Raw genomic sequence first — 17,635 nt, forward strand, 5'->3', positions numbered from 1 at the left:
CCCTTTTTGTTTAGCGCTGATTAAGTTAACCAAGAACTAAAACTGGTAGTGTGGAATGAACGATTACTTCATGAGTCTCGCTACCCAACAAAATACCTTTAATACCGGTACGCTTATGAGATGCCATCACAATCACATCCGCCTTTGCTTTTTTGGCACCAGCCAAAATGCCTTCAGATAGATTGCTATTTTCAATATGAAGACTTTTCACTTTGGCGCCAAGCCCCAGAGCAGTTGTCGACCTCTTAATTACATCTAGTGCATAAGCTTGGCAAGCTTCTGTGTGCTGTTTCTTAGAAATTCCATAGCCCATAGTGCTATCTGAGTACACCATTGGAGGCGTTGGATCAGAAACATACACCAATGTCACTGCAGCGCCATCAGCCTTTGCCAGTGCCGCGACTTTCTTCAAGGATTTTTTACTGACATCTGAACCGTCTACCGGCACTAATAAATGCTTAAACATATTGACCCCTCTTAAATTGAACTACTAATCTACTCTTTCCATCATAATGCTAATTATTAGCCTATAAAAGCATAAAGGTAACTTAATTGCTCAAGAATTTTGCTATTTACCTCTCATTTTTAGCTACCCTCATCGCAATCGATTTGGTATGGCTCTTAGGTGTCGCAAAAAACCTCTATCGCAATGAGATGGGTGATTTGATGGCCACCGATCCCAAACTTCTTGCTGGACTCGCGTTCTACCTCATTTACGCTCTGGGTGTCTGTATTTTTGTGATTGTTCCCGCACTGTCAAAACAGTCATGGGTATATGCACTGCAATATGGCGCCTTATTCGGGCTATTTTGTTATATGACATACGACCTCACTAATTTGGCAGTTATCAGAAACTTTCCAACTCAATTGGCCTTCATTGATATTGCATGGGGTAGTTTTGTCACGGCCCTTTGTTCTGTATTTGCATACTGGGTTGGTAACCGTATCTCTTGAATGATTAAAACATCACAACAATGTTTTTTCGCTCTCGGCTTCTAGATTCATTTGCAGGCTATAACCGCACCCTTTTTACAAAGGATGTTTTTGCCGGACTAACTGTTGGTGTTGTAGCCCTTCCCCTGGCGATGGCCTTTGCCATTGCTAGCGGGCTAAAGCCTGAATCTGGTATTTTCACGGCCATTATTGCTGGCGGTCTTATTTCCCTACTTGGTGGAAGCCGCGTGCAAATCGGCGGGCCAGCTGGTGCCTTCATTGTGATTGTCTATGGCATAGTCGAGCGCTATGGTGTTCCCAATTTATTACTAGCTACGGCTATGTCGGGAGTATTTTTATTCCTGATGGGAGTGTTTCGACTCGGGACACTGGTGCGCTTCATTCCGATCGCAGTCATTATTGGCTTTACTAACGGTATTGCTTTTTTGATTGGCCTATCTCAAATCAAAGACTTTTTTGGTCTTCAGATTGACAAAATGCCTGCACAGTTTTTTCAATCCGTTCATACGCTCTACTTGGCGGCAGATACCTTTAATCCTATTGCACTAGGCATAGCTTGTGGAAGTCTGACTTTATTAATTCTCTGGAAATTGTCTCAGAGTCGTCTAGGTTGGCTATCGCACCTGCCTGGCACAGTAGTGACTATGGTGGTAGCAACCATCATTACCAGCACCCTTAACTTGCCTGTAGACACTATTGGTAGTCGCTTTGGCGGCATCCCCTCTGGACTTCCCTCTTTTGAATGGATTCCGGTAAGCTGGGATAGTGCTCAGTTCATGGTGGCGCCAGCTCTCACACTTGCCCTATTAGGTGCAATTGAATCTTTACTCTGCGCGCGTATTGCTGACGGCCTCATTCATGATCGTCATGAATCTAATCAAGAGCTCATCGCTCAGGGTATCGCCAATTTCACTATTCCATTTTTTGGTGGCATGCCCGCTACAGGAACGATTGCTCGTACGGTCACTAATGTAGAAAGTGGCGCATCAACGCCAATAGCTGGTCTTGTCCATTCAGCTACTCTACTGATCATTGTTTTATTTGCGGCGCCACTTGCTAAAAATATTCCCTTAGCCAGCCTTGCTGCCATCTTGATGTATGTAGCCTGGAATATGGGTGAGTGGCAGAAGTTTATCGAGCTCAAACAGTTCCGCTTACCTTATCGCATCACTATCTTGAGCGTTTTCACTCTCACTGTGGTCTTGGATCTGACCATCGCAGTTGAAGTGGGCTTATTGCTAGCTTTCATCACCTTCATTTATCGCATCTCCAGTCTATCGCGTTGTGAGACTGCTTTAGTCAGCGACTTTCCAGGACTAAGCAATCAGCAAGGAAGAATTGATGCCTACCGTATTCATGGGGCCATCTTTTTTGGAGCAGTTAAGCTTCTAGAAAAGATTGAGACAAATCTACCCACCCAAACGCTTTTACTTGATTTAAAGAATGTGATTTACATCGATACTTCTGGCATGGATACGATCATGGAACTAGCTCATCTGTGCAAGATTCGGAACATTCGATTAATCATTTGCGGCTTAGCGCATCAACCTCTGGAGATGGCAGAGCGAAGCGCCTTTATTGTTTCACTTCCGCAAGACTCCTTCTATCCAGATCTTGCCTCTGGAATAGAGGCGGCCCTAACTTAAGAGCGGATTAAGAAATACAAAAGCCACCTTTTAATAAAGCTTCAGGTAAAACCCAAGCGCGATACAAACCAAAACTGCCGGCAATCAAGAGCAATAGGGCTGCCAAATACCGAACCCAAAGATATTGCCCAAATTGAGTAAGTGCTGCGGAAAATTTAGAGATCAGCAATAAGTTAGGTAATGTACCCAAACCAAATGCCAACATCAGAGCAGCACCAGTAAGCACATCACCTGATAAAAAAGCGAGTGGTAAAACGCTATAAACCAATCCACAGGGAACTAAACCCCACAACATACCGCTAAACCAACGTGAAGGGCCACTAGCCATGCGACCCAAGTATTTAGCCCAATAAGCTGCAATTTTGGTGCTTAACCATTTACCTCCAAGCAACCCTTCTGACTTGCCAATTCTCAATAAACGGATGCCCATGAAAATCAAGATGAGAGAAGTCAGAGCGAATAGGGGTCGCTGGATAGGAATGAGGCTTTGTTGCCAAACCACAACCCCTACAGCAGCAGCTAAAGCGCCCAATAAGACGTAAGTCGTTACGCGCCCCATATGCATAATCAACTGCAGGTAAAACAGCTCAGATTTAGCCCTTAAAGGGGTCTCCAGGGCTGTAGGCCGCTCAATGGCAGCAGCTATACCACCACACATCAAAGCGCAGTGCCAGCCGCTAACTAGAGCACCCAGAAATACAGCAATTAGCAGACTGGTTGTCAGCATGAAATCAGTAAAAAGTAGGTGAAAGCGAGGATTTTCATATTAATAGAATAAACTGCTCTTATAGACCCAATCAAATATGAACTACAAACCTACCGATAGCCCAACCAGCAAATGCTCTGTATGCGTACTGGGTCAGTTTTGCCTTCCGGTTGGATTAAATAGTAACGAAGTTTCCCAGATTGATACCTTAGTTAAAGAGCGTGTTCATCTTCAAAAAGGTGAAAGCCTTTATTGTCACGGCGACCCACTCAGTTCTGTATATAGCGTGCGCTTTGGCACTCTTAAAACAGAGTTCTGCCTGCAAGACGGTCGACAACAAGTGATTGGCTTTCATCTGCCCGGTGGAATTCTAGGTCTTGATGGCATTGGTGAAGGACATTATCAGTCTGATGCGATTGCACTTGAAGAAAGTGAAGTCTGCATTATTCGTTACGATGCTTTTGAAGATTTGGCTCGGCAGATCCCTGTATTGCAAAATCAGTTCCACAAAATAATGAGTCGTGAGCTGACTCAAGATCAGCGTCACCTACTGTCACTTGGCACGATGCGTGCAGAAGAAAGATTGGCAGCCTTTTTATTGAGCCTCTCGCAACGTCTTGCTGCACGCGGCTATTTAAATAATGAATTTGACTTACGTATGAGCCGCAATGATATTGGCAGCTATCTTGGGATTCAGATTGAAACCGTTAGTCGCATGCTTTCACGCTTTGCAGAGTCGGGCCTCATTCAAATTAAACAACGCCACATCAAACTCATCGATATGAATGGGCTTTACGAACTAGCAGGAATTCCAAACCCAGATCGCCACGGCTGCGCAAGCCCTGAAATTCCAATCAAACAGGCTTAAATTAAGCCGCGGTCGATTTCCTTGCTATCGGGTGACTCAATCCCAGGCAGAATATAAGCAGTCAACGCGCTGGACGCCGCACAGAAGGTCCAGATCACAAAAAATCCAATGGTATAGATGCCCTCATCAGAAATATCTGGGTGATAACCAAAAAATAAAAGGTCTTGTGGGTGGATCACAGTAAATAACAAGCCCTCTGCCATACCGGCCACCAAAAATGAGGGCCACAAAATCCAGATTAGTAGGCGGTACTTCATTTTGTTGCCTGCGTATCTTTAATCTGTTCAACTTTTAAGCCCTGTTTCACAACGCCATCACGCAATGGCTTATCTGCATATAGATTTACAGCTAAGTAAATAGTAATAGCGCAGCCAATCATGGCAACAGCTGGTCCGCTAATTAAAAGCCATGGCCATAGTTGCTTGAACCAGGGTTTAGTAGTTTGTTGTTGTGTCATATCCATCCTCTCCATTGCCTTCTAGCTTAACGGGGAATAATAAAAGTTGATTTCTCTTCGCGGGTTCTAGTAATTAACTCGTCACCTGACATCTCATGGGCAACCACATCAAAATGAATTGGGTAGTTACCAGCCTCATTCGCCCCAACATTGGCGCTCACCTTGATTGGCATCAGAAGATTGCTAGCTGGCCCAACTTCAATCTCGGTAACAATCTGCCCTTGTGAATTAAGCACTTTTAATCCATCCAAACCAAGCGCCTTCACCTGCACATTCATATTATTTTCAGATGCATTCATGATTTGAATGCGATAAATATTCTCAATCCTTACACCCTCGACTTCGCGCGCCAATGCTCCACGATCACGCATCACATCAACCCTTAGTGGGTTTCGGGTGGCGAGAGAAACTAGAAAAGCGGCTGTAAGCACAGTAATAAAAGCGGTGTAGATCAATACGCGCGGGCGCAAAATATGACGAATCGCACTTTGATTGGACTCTTTATCCTCAATGGCACGCTCAGTCGTATAACGAATGAGTCCTTTTGGATAATCTACCTTCTCCATCACTTGATCGCATGCATCAATACAGGCACCGCAACCAATACACATATATTGCAAGCCATCACGAATATCAATGCCAGTAGGGCAAACTTGAACACAAATACTGCAGTCAACACAATCACCTAAACCTAGAGAAGCTTGATCTGCAGATTTACTGCGGCTACCCCTGGGTTCACCACGCACTTTGTCGTATGTAACCAAGAATGTATCTTTATCCACCATCACACTTTGGAAGCGTGCATATGGGCACATATATTTACAAACCTGCTCACGCATAAACCCTGCATTACCCCAGGTTGCAAAGCTATAGAAGCACAACCAGAAAGTCTGCCATGGGCCCAAAGACAGGTGAATTAATGCGGAACCTAAGGTGCTAATTGGGGTGAAATACCCAATAAAAGTAAAGCCTGTCCAGAATGCGATTAATAACCAGAGGAAATGCTTCGTAATCTTTAAACGCCATTTACGGAAACCCCAAGGCCACTCTTCGCCATCCAAACGAATACGAGCAAAACGGTCACCCTCGACCTTGCGCTCGATCCACATGAAGATTTCGGTATAGACGGTTTGCGGACAGGCATACCCACAAAATAAACGCCCGGCAACTGCAGTAAATAGAAATAAAGCGAGCGCAGAAAGAATCAATAAGAGGGTGAGATAAATCACGTCTTGTGGCCATAATACGAGGCCAAAGATATAAAACTTACGCTGAATTAAATCAAAAAGAACTGCTTGACGGCCATTCCAACTAACCCATGGCAAGCCGTAAAACAGCAGCTGAGTAGCAAATACCAGAATGAAGCGCCAGCGGGCAAAGAGCCCTGATACTGAACGCGGATAAATCTTTCGCCGAACCTCGTAAAGAGACTCCTCAATAACTTCTATCGGAACAGGTTTCCCACCCGGCGAAATATATGGCACTGATTGCTATTCTTACTTAGCTGTTGCTGGTTGTTTATTGTTAGATAAACCCCAGACATAAGCTGCTAACAAATGAATCTTCTCGGGACTCAATACTTTATCTTGAGCAGGCATCATTGCCATACGACCCTTAGTTACCGTTTCAATAATCGTCGCTTCTGAACCGCCATATAACCAAGTTTTATCAGTTAAGTTTGGTGCACCAATAGCAATATTTCCTTTGCCATCAGGGCCATGGCAGGCTACGCAGTTTGCAGCGAATACTTGTGCGCCACGAGCTGCTTTCGCATCATCTGCTGACAAACCGGAGAGACTACGTACATAGTTAGCAACATCCAAAATTTGATTGCTATCCAGTTGTGGGAATGGAGGCATCACACCGCCACGACCATAGGTAATGGATGCCTTGATATTTTCTGGTGAACCTCCATAGAGCCAGTCACCATCAGTTAAATTAGGGAAGCCTTTAGCGCCTCCAGCATCAGAGCCATGACACTGTGCACAAGAATTCAGGAAGAGGCGTTGACCCATTTCTCGGGCTTTAGGATCGGCCGCTACTTGCTCAATTTCCATCTTGACGTATTTCGCATAAACCGGCTTTAGCTCATCATTTGCTTCAGTCATAGAGCTCATCAAAGCACCATCAGTGGTGTAGCCCATAATCCCCGGAAATGATCCCAAACCTGGAAATAACACCAAGTAGACCAATGCAAAGATGCAAGAGAGCAAGAACATCCACATCCACCAACGTGGCAATGGATTGTTTAACTCACGCAGATCGCCATCCCATACGTGACCCGTATCAGCAACCGCACCATCGGCCGTATGCACAACCTTAGCTTTCCTTTGGGAGAACAAAAGCCAGATACACCAGAAAATTCCAACTAATGCAACTAAGGCGATGTAAGCACTCCAACCACTGCTAAAAAAGTCACTCATGATTTGTCCTTACTAAATTCATCCGGAAGATCAAATGGAAGCTCTGCTGATTCCTGATTTGCTTTCTTGCGACCAGGAGACCAAGCCCACAAAACAATTCCTACAAAAAAAACTAGGCCTATTACTGTAGAAAATGCCGAGAGGTAGGGAGTAATCTGTTCCATTTGATTTAAGTAGTTTTAATTAATAACCTTGTTAATTACTTCGCTACAACTTCTTCGACAGTAATATAGCGACGCGTAATACCTAAGCCTTGCAGGTAAGCAACTAATGCATCTAACTCCGTCTTACCCTCTAACTCTGCAGGTGCATTTGCAATCATTTCATCAGTGTATGGAACGCCTAAACGACGTATAGCAACCATATGTGACTGAATAGAGCTTGCATCAGCTGCATTTTTCCCGAGCCATGGATAAGCAGGCATATTTGACTCCGGCACCACATCGCGTGGGTTATTTAAGTGGATCTGATGCCAAGCATCTGAATAGCGTCCTCCTACACGAGCTAAATCTGGGCCTGTACGCTTACTGCCCCATAGAAATGGATGGTCATATACAGACTCGCCAGCCAAAGAGTAAGGGCCGTAGCGCTCGACTTCAGAACGCAAAGTCCGTATCTGTTGTGAATGGCAACCAACACAACCTTCACGTTGATAGATATCGCGGCCAGCTAAACGTAAAGCTGTGTATGGAACAACGCCAGGGCTAGGCTCAGTCGTAGTGTGCTGGAAAAAGAGTGGAACAATTTGCACCAACCCTGCAATCGATACCACCACGATCGTTGCAATAATTAACCAACCAACGTTTTTCTCAAGTGTTCCGTGGGAAAAGAATTTATTTTCGCTAGACATTTTCTTCTCCTTTTAGTGTTCAGCAACGGCCATTGGAATAGGCGCATTTACAAAAGTTTTACCCTGCACTGTTTTGAAGACGTTATACGCCATTAAGAACATGCCGCTTAGATAGCACAAGCCGCCCATCAAACGAATGACATAGAAAGGGAAAGTCGCTTTAACAGACTCGACAAAGCTGTATGTCAATGTGCCATCTGGTTCAAATGCTCTCCACATCAAACCTTGCATAACACCGGCAATCCACATTGCAGCGATATAAAGAACAACACCAATAGTGGCGATCCAGAAATGCAACTCAATCCACTTGGTGTTGTACATTTCTTTTTGCCCAACCAAGCGTGGAATTAGATAGTAGAGAGAACCAATAGTAATCATGGCTACCCAACCTAAAGCTCCAGAGTGCACGTGTCCAATAGTCCAGTCTGTGTAGTGAGACAAACTGTTCACTGTCTTGATGGACATCATGGAGCCTTCAAAAGTAGACATACCGTAGAAGGACAATGCTACTACCAAGAATTTTAAGATCGGATCACGACGTAATTTATACCAAGCGCCAGACAATGTCATGATGCCGTTGATCATTCCGCCCCAAGAAGGAGCTAGTAAAATTAAAGAGAACACAGTACCGAGCGACTGAGTCCAGTCGGGCAAAGAAGTGTGTTGCAAGTGGTGAGGGCCTGCCCACATATACGTAAAGTTCAAAGCCCAGAAGTGAACAATCGACAAACGATATGAATAGATTGGACGCTCAGCCTGCTTTGGAATGAAGTAATACATCATGCCCAAGAAGCTAGTAGTCAAGAAGAAGCCTACTGCGTTGTGACCATACCACCACTGAACCATCGCGTCTTGTACCCCAGCATATGCGGAATAGGACTTCCATAATGTTGCAGGCATCTCTAAGTTATTAAAGATATGCAGAATGGCAATAGTCAGAATATATGCACCGAAGAACCAGTTCGAAACGTAAATATGTTTCGTTTTGCGCTTCATGATGGTGCCAAAGAAAACAACTGCGTAAGCTACCCAAACTACAGTGATCAAAATATCAATCGGCCACTCAAGCTCAGCGTATTCTTTTGAGGTTGATATGCCCAATGGCAATGTCACTGCAGCCAGCACAATAACTGCCTGCCAACCCCAGAAGGTAAAGGCTGCTAGCTTGTCACAAAACAAACGCGCCTGACATGTACGCTGAACGATGTAATAGGATGTTGCGAATAAAGCTGATCCACCAAAAGCAAAAATCACTGCATTAGTGTGCAAAGGACGCAAGCGACCATAGCTCAGCCAAGGAATATTAAAAGTGATTTCAGGCCAGATCAACTGGGCTGCGAGGATAACTCCCACAAGCATGTCAACAATTCCCCAAAGCACAGTAACGATGGCAAATTGGCTGACAACCTTGTAATTGAAGGTGTCTTGATTACTCCCCACGGTAAGTCCCATGGTTTCTCCTTTTTTGTGACCAAACAACGACATAATCCAAATAGACTGAATTAATTATCAAAGTAAGCCTGTAGGGGCAGTTTGATCTACATCAAAAAGGATGGGGCAAATTCAGATCCTACCCAAAAGTAAATTCTTCAATTTCTTAGGGCATTAAGATATATAGCTATTTTTGAGAGTGCTTACTAACTTCTTGGGGTGCTGGAGTGTCATCATCCATCAAAATAGCGTGCCCCGGACCATCCAAATCATCGAATTGACCGCTTTTGATAGACCAACGCAAAATCCAGACCAATAGACCAACCAGAACTAGCGATAAAGGGATGAGTAGAAATAGACTTTCCATCCTTATAGTCTAAGCTTTTCGTAAACGCCAAGCATTTAAAGTCACCGCAAGAGAAGAAAGTGACATACCGATACCAGCAACCCAGGGATTGACTAAACCCATCATTGCAGCAGGAATAGCCAACAAGTTATACGCTAAGGCCCACCATAAATTCTCTTTAATGATGGCTTGAGTCTTGTCAGCCAGTTGTAAAGTTTTAGCTAGAGGCCCTAAGGAGATGGCAGTCAGAATTGCATCAGCCCCCGCTGCCGCCAATGGCGCTCCTGCGCCAACTGCAATGGAGACATCAGCATGAGCCAGTAAAGGCGCATCATTAACACCATCGCCAATTGCCCACACAAAACGATTTTCTTTTTGCAAGCGCTCAATATAATCATATTTATCCTCAGGTGTGCAGCCACCCTGATAATGATCGATGCCAACATGCTTAGCCCACCAAGCAACAGTAGCGCAATCATCACCTGAAACTAAATGCACCACAATCTTTCTGGATTTCACTACCGTTAAGAATTGCTCTAACCCCGCTCTAGGTGTGTCTAAGAATACAAAGCTGGCTATTAAGCCTTGTGTATCTGCTAAATGCACTTGTCCGTATTGACCAAGCTGAGCACCCTGCTCCACACCTAGCCACAAGGCACTTCCTAAGCGATATGCCCCCGAACTCAAACCTTTCCCTAACTGATTCACCACAGGCTCAGTCAATACGGGTAAGGATATTTTTTCAGTTACGGCAGCACGCATCAAAGAAAGCGCTAAGGGATGTCTTTGTCCAGCCTCCAATGCGGCAGCTAAAGCCAATGCATCTTCACGTCGATAGCCCGCGCGTAAATGAATAATTTCTTGTAACTCTGGTTGACCCATCGTTAAGGTGCCTGTTTTATCCAACACCAAATCGGTTGCCTTTACCAAGCCCTCCATCACATGTCCGCGTACGATGAGTAAGCCTAATTTAGTTACCGTACCTTGTGCTGCTGCCATCGCAGTAGGTACTGCAAGTGATAAAGCGCAAGGACAGCTGGCAACCAAAACGGAGACTAAAACAGTCCATGCACGGCTGGGGTCAAAGTACAACCAAATAGCTGAGGAAGCAAATGCGCCGAACAATAAGAAGGCAACAAAGTATGCAGTCCACTTTTCTGCAAGACTGATCATTACCGGCTTAGCAAGCAATGCTTGATCTAACAAAGAAGCAATACCCGCAATGCGCGTAGACTGCCCAACCGCCTCGATTCTCATCAATAATGGATTGAGAATATTGTGGGTTCCAGCGTATACGCGATCCCCAATCTTTTTCTCAACAGGCTTAGATTCACCAGTCAATAAAGATTCATCTAAGGCGCTAGGGTTCTCAATCAAAATGCCATCCGCAGGCAATACTTCACCAGGAGAAACACGCAGCACCTCACCAGGATTGCAATTCACAACAGGGACAACTTCAATCTCTAGGGAGGTCGGATAATTCAATGCGCGCTCGCATGTTGCAGGCAATTGCTTTGCTAAAGCCTCAGCTCCACCTTGCGCATCTTGCCTTGCCAACAACTCCACATATCTCGCCGCCAAAATAAATGCAACAAACATCGTGATGGAATCAAAATAGCTATGGCCCGCGCCAGTAACTAAATTAATTGTGCCTGCAGTAAACGCCAGAGCAAGAGCCAATGCGATTGGCACATCCATGCCTAACATATGGGTTTGTTTGAATGATTGCACGCTACGCCAAGCCGCTTGAAATATTGGTCCTGCCGAGTACACCATCACTGGCACGGTTAAGGCCCAACTCGTCCAACCCAAAAGGACCTCAAATTCAGGCGTAATATCAGCACCAACATAAGTCGGCCATGCGTACATCATGACCTGCATCATGCCTAGCATCGCTACACCAAGCCGCAGAAGAAGGCTGCGTCGTTCCTTTTTTGCCCTATCCAAAGATTGAGAAGGCTCAAAAGGCCAAGCTTCATAACCAATGCGCTCAATTTCAAAAAGTAATCTTGCTAGACTCGTTTTATCCGGTGAAAAACGCACCATCACTTTTTGCGTAACGTAATTAATTTGCACATCTTGAACACCCGCATTACGACGCAAATGTTGTTCGCACAGCCAAACACAAGCTGCGCATCGAATTTTTTCTAAACGTAAAGTGGTCTCAAGATTGCCATCACTTCCAGATGGACGAGTGAAACGACCAAGTAATGAGGGATCATCATAAGGCCTTAGCTTTTCTGGAATCTCATTACTAGCAAGATAGGCTGCCGGCTTATCGCCAGACTGAGAGCGTCTGGCATAAAAAACAGCAAGACCTTCACCATGAATCGTTTGTGCGATCGCCATACAGCCCGGACAGCAAAATGCTCGGGGCTCACCACTCAATTCTGCCTCGATTAATTCACCAGGAAGAATCTGACTTGAGCAGTGATAGCAAATCAAAGAATTTTTCTGATTCATCTAATGATTCATCCACGCACTGAACTACCCCAACCCCTACGACGCTCATAAATCACAAATAAAACTCCCCAGATGACGACAGCAAAATATGCCCATACCCAAGAAACTTGCGAAGCACGAGAACCAGAAACATCCAAAACGAAACCAAAAATAGCTGGGCCTAATAAGCCGCCACCAAAACACATTAAGGAGTGCAGACCCATAGCGGCACCTTTGATATTTTCTTGTGCGCTAATCACCAAGCCCGCAGTGAGTGTTGAGGAGTCAGCCATGATAAAAATAGCATGCCCTATAGCAAGAGCAACAACCAACCACCATGATTGGCCTGTAGAGCTAGCGAATGCGATACCTAATAAGGCGCTAGTCAACATCACAATACAGATCCATTTTTGACGCCCTATTTTCAAAGCAATTTCATTTCCCAGTATGGAAGAAGGTACGCCAAAGAAATTAATTACTCCTGCCAATGTAGTGGCAGTCAAAAAGAATGTCTCTCCAGAGGCAACCGCGCAAAAAGCAAAGAAGGCAACAATCCAACTTCTAGAGGCAAAGAGCTCCAGGGTATGCGCGGTATAACCGAAAATATAGCCTGATGCATTCTTGTCCTGCAAAACCAATTTCCATTTATCTACAGGGAAAATGTCATGCAAGCGGATGCGAATTGGACCCTTCCATTTTTCATGATCTAGTGCTGGAATCAGCATTAAGACAATCAAAAAGGCACTCAATGGACCCAATGCAATCAAACCGAACACATAGTGCCAACCCAGCGCACTTAGCATCCAACCCGAACATAAATAAGAAAAGCCAGTGCCAATGCCAAAGAAGGCTGTGTAGAACGCAATGTGGCGCGTTAACTCTCCTGACTGAATGCGATCAGACAAAATTTTGAGCCCGGGCATATAGGTACCTGCAAGACCAGCGCCATTCAAAGCCATAAACAATAGCGCCGTCCAAAAGTTATATGCGAGCAAACTCATACCTAAGAGTCCAGCGGTGGCGATCAGGCCACCTACCAGATAGACCTTACGTGCATCAACCCGATCAGTTAACGCGGTAGCTAATGGCACAGCCAGCATGTAGCCGAAGAAGAAGGCGCTGGCAATTAAACCCGACTGCAAGTTACTTAAATGCCACTCTTCTTGCAAAGTAGTCAGTACAACAGCGTAACAAGCAAAGCCCAATAAAGCACAGGTTTGTGCCAAGAGCATTAGAGGGGTATAGCCAGCTGAACGAAAGCGCATAAATAGTTGGTAGAAACGTGAACTCATTCTACTCGCCCAGAACAAAAGAGACCCGTTACACTATTAAAAACAAGATGGAGACAGCATGAACAGTAAATTATTTACCAGCAGCCTAATGCAAATTAGCATCAGCCTGTTTATTGGCCTGTTAAGCCCTTTAGCCATTGCAGATAACTATCCCTCAAAGCCCATTAAGGCGATTGTTCCATTTGCACCTGGAAGCACTACAGATCAAATTGGACGTGCCTTTGCTGCAAAAATGTCTGAGACCTTAGGCCAGCCCGTGGTGATTGAAAATCGCCCTGGAGCAAATGGACTAATTGGTGCAGATTTTGTGGCCAAAGCACCCGCAGATGGATACACAATCTTGTTTGGCACAAATAGCACTAATGCAGCCCTGAAAAGTCTTGTCAAGAAACTGCCCTACAACCAAGACACTGCTTTTACACCCATTGGGTACTTTGGCTCGGCCCCACTCATCATTGCCGTCAATAACGATGTACCCGTTAAATCACTCAACGGATTTGTGTCACTAGCTAAAGCAAACCCAGGGAAAATCACTTTTGCTTATGCGAGTACATCGCAGCGCGTTTCTTCAGAAATGTTGGGAAGTTTTGCTGATATCAAAATGACTGGCGTGTCATATAAAAGCGGGCCTAATGCGATGACTGATTTAATCGGCGGTCAGGTCAATATGTTCACCTCTGACTTTGGGGTCTCTTTACCTCAAGTACAAGCTGGGAAAATCCGTGGTCTTGCGGTAACCTCACTTAAGCGCTCTCCAGCTATTCCTGGGTTACCTACTGTCAACGAGGCCTTGGGCACTAAAGGCTACGAACTCATTGCTTTCTTTGCTGCCTTTGGGCCTGCCGGGATGCCAAAAGAAACTGTTACCAAACTGAATAAAGCAATTAACGATGCCGCAAATTCGAAAGAGTTGATTGAGCGCTTCTCCGCCATGGGCTTTGAAACTCAGCCCGGAACGCCCGAAGCACTGGGACAAAAAATTAAGCTAGAAACAGTGAAGTGGGCCAAAGCCATCAAAGAAGCTGGCATGGAGCCAGAATAAAAGCAGCAGTTTTTATTGCTGGCTACGATTAGGTGAATCTTGGAAACCGTTAGAGCGATAAGTGAGAACCAAAGTATCTCGATAGCCATATTTGGCTATCGGCTGAATGGGTGTAGATTCATGAATCATGCGTTGATCATTCATCAGCAATAAAGACCAGGGTTGCGTTAGAGTAAAACGCAATCCCGCAGATCCGGAAGTATCAAATATTCTGGTCTCACCACCCTTAATACCCTCTCGATCTAACAAGAAGACTGCTACGAAATCAACGCCATCACGATGAGCGCCTTCAGGCGTCGGACGCCCAATTCCATCAGTGGTATCAATTCGAAATTGATGCGCCTCAACAAACCAGGTATTGACTGGCTTTAAACCATTGAGGATCTGAGCAAGCCCAAGCAATACCGATTGCCAAGCAGAGTCATTCAGCAACTCACCTTGAATAGGCTCAAACCAACGTTCAATCCCACCATGCAATGCGTTGTAATCAAGAGACTGCCAATGCGCACGATGTGGAACCAAGGCAAGGTCGTTGCCTTTAATTTGGTAGCTAGCATGACGGCGAAAGCGATAGCGGCCACCATCTTTTAGGTATGGGTCACGCGGTAAATTTTCCCAAAACTGCGTGAGCCTTTGAAGGCTGGGCAATTCAATATGACTAAACTGAGCAACAGTCTGAGCTGAAACAACTGCAAACCCGTCATTACGCAAAGCCTCATCAATCTGCTTGAGAGGGGTCAGTGGGGGCGCAAGGCCAGCAATCGTCATAGCTCTATTTTAGGTTAAGCGGGGAAAATTCGTTAATCTAACTGAGCGCCAGATACTTTGACAATTTTTGCCCACTTTGCCAACTCATCTTTTAATAAGGCACTTAACTTCGTGGGGGGCACAGGAGATAGATCCAAGCCCTGTGCAGTTAACTTTTCACGCACATCTGATTTGGACATCGTCTTATCCATTGCCGCCTGAATCTTCTTCACCACATCTGCGCTGACACCGATAGGCGCAAAGATCGCCACCCAAACCTCACCCACGCAATCAGGATAGGTTTCTGCAATTGTCGGAATGTCTGGTGCTGCACTGGATCGTTTAGCCGAGCTAATGGCAATTGCCTGCAGCTTGCCGGCCTTAATGTAATTTAAAGCAGAGGGTAGGCTTGCAAATGCCAAAGGTACCTGCCCACCCAATACATCGTTGATGGCTGGAGCCACTCCTTTATATGGAATATGCTGCATATCAATTCCAGCGCTAGCATTGAGCATAGCGCCCAACAAATGACTAATCGTGCCATTACCGGCTGAAGCATAAGACAGCTCACCAGGCCTCTTCTTGGCCGCAGCCACAACATCAGCCAATGTTTTGTAGGGTGAACCTGGTGGTGATACCAGGACGTAAGGAGTAGCACCAATGTAATACAAAGGTACAAAATCATTAATAGGATCAAAGCCAGGATTTTTATAAATGGATGGATTAATAGCTTGCGCGCTGTTAATAGTCAGTAATAAGCTATAGCCATCCTTCGCCGAACGGGCAACACTTTGAGTACCAATATTGCCTCCGGCACCCGGCCTATTTTCAACCACAATGGAAGCGCCAATGGATTCACCAAATGCGGGCGCAATCAAGCGCGCAACAATATCGTTGGTGCCTCCAGCAGTCTGAGGAACAACCATCGATATGGGTTTATTGGGATAGCCCTGTGCTTGAACTCCAAAGCAAATGGCGACACCTAATGCTAACAATAGATTTTGAATTGTTTTATACATCTAGCCTCCTTAGTGAACCAAGCTTAAGCGCATGCGTACTTCGCCCACATGCCCCTTAAGGTCATATAGCTCTTTCGCATCCAACATCGAGACCTTAATATTGCCAACACGCCTCTCAATATTCTCTAGATCTTTAAAGTTCTTTTCTTTTAGCGCAGGATTTTGCGCATTCCGCTCAATGACTTTGAGCTCTTCATACACTTGGGCTAGCTTGAGGCGTAATAAGAAATTTTTAGTTGTTGGAATATAGGTAAATAGTGGGATTAAGATTACCAGCAATGGAATAACAATTTTTACAAAACGTCCGGCCCATACTGCAGTCCAGAACGGTAAGTGGCGATGCAAGAATGAAGGACCATCTTTTAAATAGATCTCGACATCAGCATGTAATGGAAAATCCAATCCAGAACCAGAGGGAAACTCGCCCACCTTTTGTAAACGTGAGTAAGATTTCAAGATGTCGTATGAAGCGCTGAGCAATAGCGAAACCAAAGCTGGACTCACATTGTCATGAGCCACTAAAGTGGCGGTCGCCGCCATTACCTGAATATCCTGACGGGGTTGATCGTATTGAATGCTCAATAGCCCCCTAGGCACAGTGACCTTTGATAAATACGGAAGATTGCGAGTGCAGGCATCTGCCTGATCAAAGTTCATTAAACGAATTCCGGGAATAGCGTAAAACTTTTTCAGAACCGGTGCCTCTGCTGCAGCCACGATAAATACTGCATCCAACTCACCATTGCTTAACTTGGCTATAGCCTCATCAGGCTTTAGTTTTTGTGCGCCAAATTCTTTTTCAGTCATGCCACTAGCATGCAATAAATCCTGAGTGAGCGCCAAAGTGCCGCTTCCTTCATTGCCTATGGAGATGTTCTTGCCCTTGAGCTGACTCAATATCTTCAGTTGGCCACCTTCAGACTTGAAGGCACCTTCGCGATACCAAACCCAAATTGGTTCATAAAACATTCCTGCGATGGACACCAAATTGGGATAGTCGCTAATCTTGGCAACCCCGCCCTGAACCATCGCAAAATCCACCCCAGATTGGGGATCATTTAAGAGATTGAGGTTATCTATCGTACCGCCCGTAGAACGCACCTTCAGTTCAACACCATCTTGGGATACCTCTGCCTTGAGGCGCTCTCCAAATTGGTAATACAGCCCAGTAGGAAAGCCGGTTGCCATTTCGATTGACTTGGGTGGTGGTGGGACCAGAACCCACAGCACACCAAAAAGAATAATTAACAGCGCAAAAAAGGCAGCTGTTATAGCTAAGGGGTTGTACATTTGTTTTTTAATAAAATTCATGAAAGTCTCTTATGTTTTTTGCATTATGCCCCGACCATGGCATTAGGAAAAGGTTTCAAAACCGATCATCCAAATCGAGATAAGATGATACTTTTAGATGC

At 45.1% G+C, this 17,635-nt stretch carries 19 protein-coding genes; 4 read left to right on the forward strand and 15 right to left on the reverse strand.

The genetic code is table 11. The annotated features are described in order from the left end of the window. Nucleotides 1-25 precede the first annotated feature (25 nt). Nucleotides 26-466 (reverse strand): universal stress protein, encoded by a 441-nt coding sequence (locus tag ICN48_RS09675; RefSeq protein ID WP_216153487.1) that lies wholly within the window; start codon nucleotides 464-466, stop codon nucleotides 26-28. Nucleotides 467-552: 86 nt separating this feature from the next. Between ICN48_RS09675 and ICN48_RS09680 the strand changes: the two genes are divergently transcribed. After that, entirely contained in the window at nucleotides 553-954 is a 402-nt protein-coding gene (locus ICN48_RS09680) for a DUF2177 family protein (RefSeq protein ID WP_216153488.1), read from the forward strand. Between the two features lie 20 nt (nucleotides 955-974). After that, nucleotides 975-2,600, forward strand: a complete 1,626-nt coding sequence (locus tag ICN48_RS09685) for a SulP family inorganic anion transporter (RefSeq protein WP_216153489.1) — start codon at nucleotides 975-977, stop codon at nucleotides 2,598-2,600. Between the two features lie 7 nt (nucleotides 2,601-2,607). Here the strand turns inward: ICN48_RS09685 and ICN48_RS09690 are convergent, their stop codons facing one another. Next, the gene (locus tag ICN48_RS09690; RefSeq protein ID WP_216153490.1) at nucleotides 2,608-3,327 is read right to left on the reverse strand and encodes a sulfite exporter TauE/SafE family protein; all 720 of its coding nucleotides are present in this window, start codon (nucleotides 3,325-3,327) and stop codon (nucleotides 2,608-2,610) included. 76 nt (nucleotides 3,328-3,403) lie between these two features. Between ICN48_RS09690 and fnr the strand changes: the two genes are divergently transcribed. After that, nucleotides 3,404-4,174 (forward strand): fumarate/nitrate reduction transcriptional regulator Fnr, encoded by a 771-nt coding sequence (gene fnr / locus ICN48_RS09695; RefSeq protein WP_216153491.1) that lies wholly within the window; start codon nucleotides 3,404-3,406, stop codon nucleotides 4,172-4,174. Here the strand turns inward: fnr and ICN48_RS09700 are convergent. The 10 genes from ICN48_RS09700 to ICN48_RS09745 form a co-directional block, all read right to left on the reverse strand. Then, the gene (locus ICN48_RS09700) at nucleotides 4,171-4,431 is read right to left on the reverse strand and encodes a hypothetical protein (RefSeq protein ID WP_215320646.1); all 261 of its coding nucleotides are present in this window, start codon (nucleotides 4,429-4,431) and stop codon (nucleotides 4,171-4,173) included. The genes fnr and ICN48_RS09700 overlap by 4 nt on opposite strands. Continuing rightward, nucleotides 4,428-4,631: a FixH family protein gene (locus ICN48_RS09705; RefSeq protein WP_216153492.1), complete on the reverse strand. Its 204-nt coding sequence runs from the start codon at nucleotides 4,629-4,631 to the stop codon at nucleotides 4,428-4,430. Before ICN48_RS09705 ends, ICN48_RS09700 begins: the two co-directional genes overlap by 4 nt. A gap of 26 nt (nucleotides 4,632-4,657) precedes the next feature. Next, a complete protein-coding gene (gene ccoG, locus ICN48_RS09710) occupies nucleotides 4,658-6,115 on the reverse strand; it encodes a cytochrome c oxidase accessory protein CcoG (RefSeq protein WP_216153493.1) in 1,458 nt (485 codons plus the stop codon). Between the two features lie 12 nt (nucleotides 6,116-6,127). After that, complete coding sequence (gene ccoP, locus ICN48_RS09715) at nucleotides 6,128-7,054, reverse strand: cytochrome-c oxidase, cbb3-type subunit III (RefSeq protein ID WP_216153494.1); 927 nt, start codon at nucleotides 7,052-7,054, stop codon at nucleotides 6,128-6,130. Then, the gene (locus tag ICN48_RS09720; RefSeq protein ID WP_215358288.1) at nucleotides 7,051-7,218 is read right to left on the reverse strand and encodes a cbb3-type cytochrome c oxidase subunit 3; all 168 of its coding nucleotides are present in this window, start codon (nucleotides 7,216-7,218) and stop codon (nucleotides 7,051-7,053) included. The genes ccoP and ICN48_RS09720 overlap by 4 nt, the downstream gene beginning before the upstream one ends. A 35-nt stretch (nucleotides 7,219-7,253) precedes the next feature. Next, the gene (gene ccoO / locus ICN48_RS09725; protein ID WP_216153495.1) at nucleotides 7,254-7,904 is read right to left on the reverse strand and encodes a cytochrome-c oxidase, cbb3-type subunit II; all 651 of its coding nucleotides are present in this window, start codon (nucleotides 7,902-7,904) and stop codon (nucleotides 7,254-7,256) included. A 12-nt stretch (nucleotides 7,905-7,916) separates the two neighbouring features. Further along, on the reverse strand, nucleotides 7,917-9,356 hold the full coding sequence (ccoN, locus tag ICN48_RS09730; RefSeq protein ID WP_216153496.1) for a cytochrome-c oxidase, cbb3-type subunit I: 1,440 nt from the start codon (nucleotides 9,354-9,356) through the stop codon (nucleotides 7,917-7,919). A gap of 166 nt (nucleotides 9,357-9,522) precedes the next feature. Next, nucleotides 9,523-9,702: a cbb3-type cytochrome oxidase assembly protein CcoS gene (gene ccoS / locus ICN48_RS09735; protein ID WP_216153497.1), complete on the reverse strand. Its 180-nt coding sequence runs from the start codon at nucleotides 9,700-9,702 to the stop codon at nucleotides 9,523-9,525. A gap of 9 nt (nucleotides 9,703-9,711) precedes the next feature. Next, a complete protein-coding gene (locus ICN48_RS09740) occupies nucleotides 9,712-12,144 on the reverse strand; it encodes a heavy metal translocating P-type ATPase (RefSeq protein WP_216153498.1) in 2,433 nt (810 codons plus the stop codon). Nucleotides 12,145-12,152: 8 nt separating this feature from the next. Beyond that, the gene (locus ICN48_RS09745; protein ID WP_255539527.1) at nucleotides 12,153-13,415 is read right to left on the reverse strand and encodes a nitrate/nitrite transporter; all 1,263 of its coding nucleotides are present in this window, start codon (nucleotides 13,413-13,415) and stop codon (nucleotides 12,153-12,155) included. Between the two features lie 58 nt (nucleotides 13,416-13,473). Here ICN48_RS09745 and ICN48_RS09750 point away from each other — a divergent pair, with 58 nt between their 5' ends. Further along, nucleotides 13,474-14,457, forward strand: coding sequence for a tripartite tricarboxylate transporter substrate binding protein (locus ICN48_RS09750; protein ID WP_255539528.1), 984 nt, complete (start codon nucleotides 13,474-13,476; stop codon nucleotides 14,455-14,457). A gap of 12 nt (nucleotides 14,458-14,469) precedes the next feature. Here the strand turns inward: ICN48_RS09750 and ICN48_RS09755 are convergent, their stop codons facing one another. From ICN48_RS09755 to ICN48_RS09765, 3 genes are read right to left on the reverse strand one after another with little or no spacing between them, the layout of a single operon-like run. Further along, nucleotides 14,470-15,225 (reverse strand): 2OG-Fe dioxygenase family protein, encoded by a 756-nt coding sequence (locus ICN48_RS09755; protein WP_216153499.1) that lies wholly within the window; start codon nucleotides 15,223-15,225, stop codon nucleotides 14,470-14,472. Nucleotides 15,226-15,257: 32 nt separating this feature from the next. Further along, nucleotides 15,258-16,223, reverse strand: coding sequence for a tripartite tricarboxylate transporter substrate binding protein (locus tag ICN48_RS09760; protein WP_216153500.1), 966 nt, complete (start codon nucleotides 16,221-16,223; stop codon nucleotides 15,258-15,260). A 9-nt stretch (nucleotides 16,224-16,232) separates the two neighbouring features. After that, nucleotides 16,233-17,534 carry a TAXI family TRAP transporter solute-binding subunit gene (locus tag ICN48_RS09765; protein WP_216153501.1) on the reverse strand — a complete coding sequence of 434 codons (1,302 nt, stop codon included), beginning with the start codon at nucleotides 17,532-17,534 and terminating at the stop codon, nucleotides 16,233-16,235. Nucleotides 17,535-17,635: the final 101 nt, after the last annotated feature.

The sequence above is a fragment of the Polynucleobacter sp. JS-Safj-400b-B2 genome, assembly GCF_018881975.1.
Classification (GTDB): Bacteria; Pseudomonadota; Gammaproteobacteria; order Burkholderiales; family Burkholderiaceae; genus Polynucleobacter.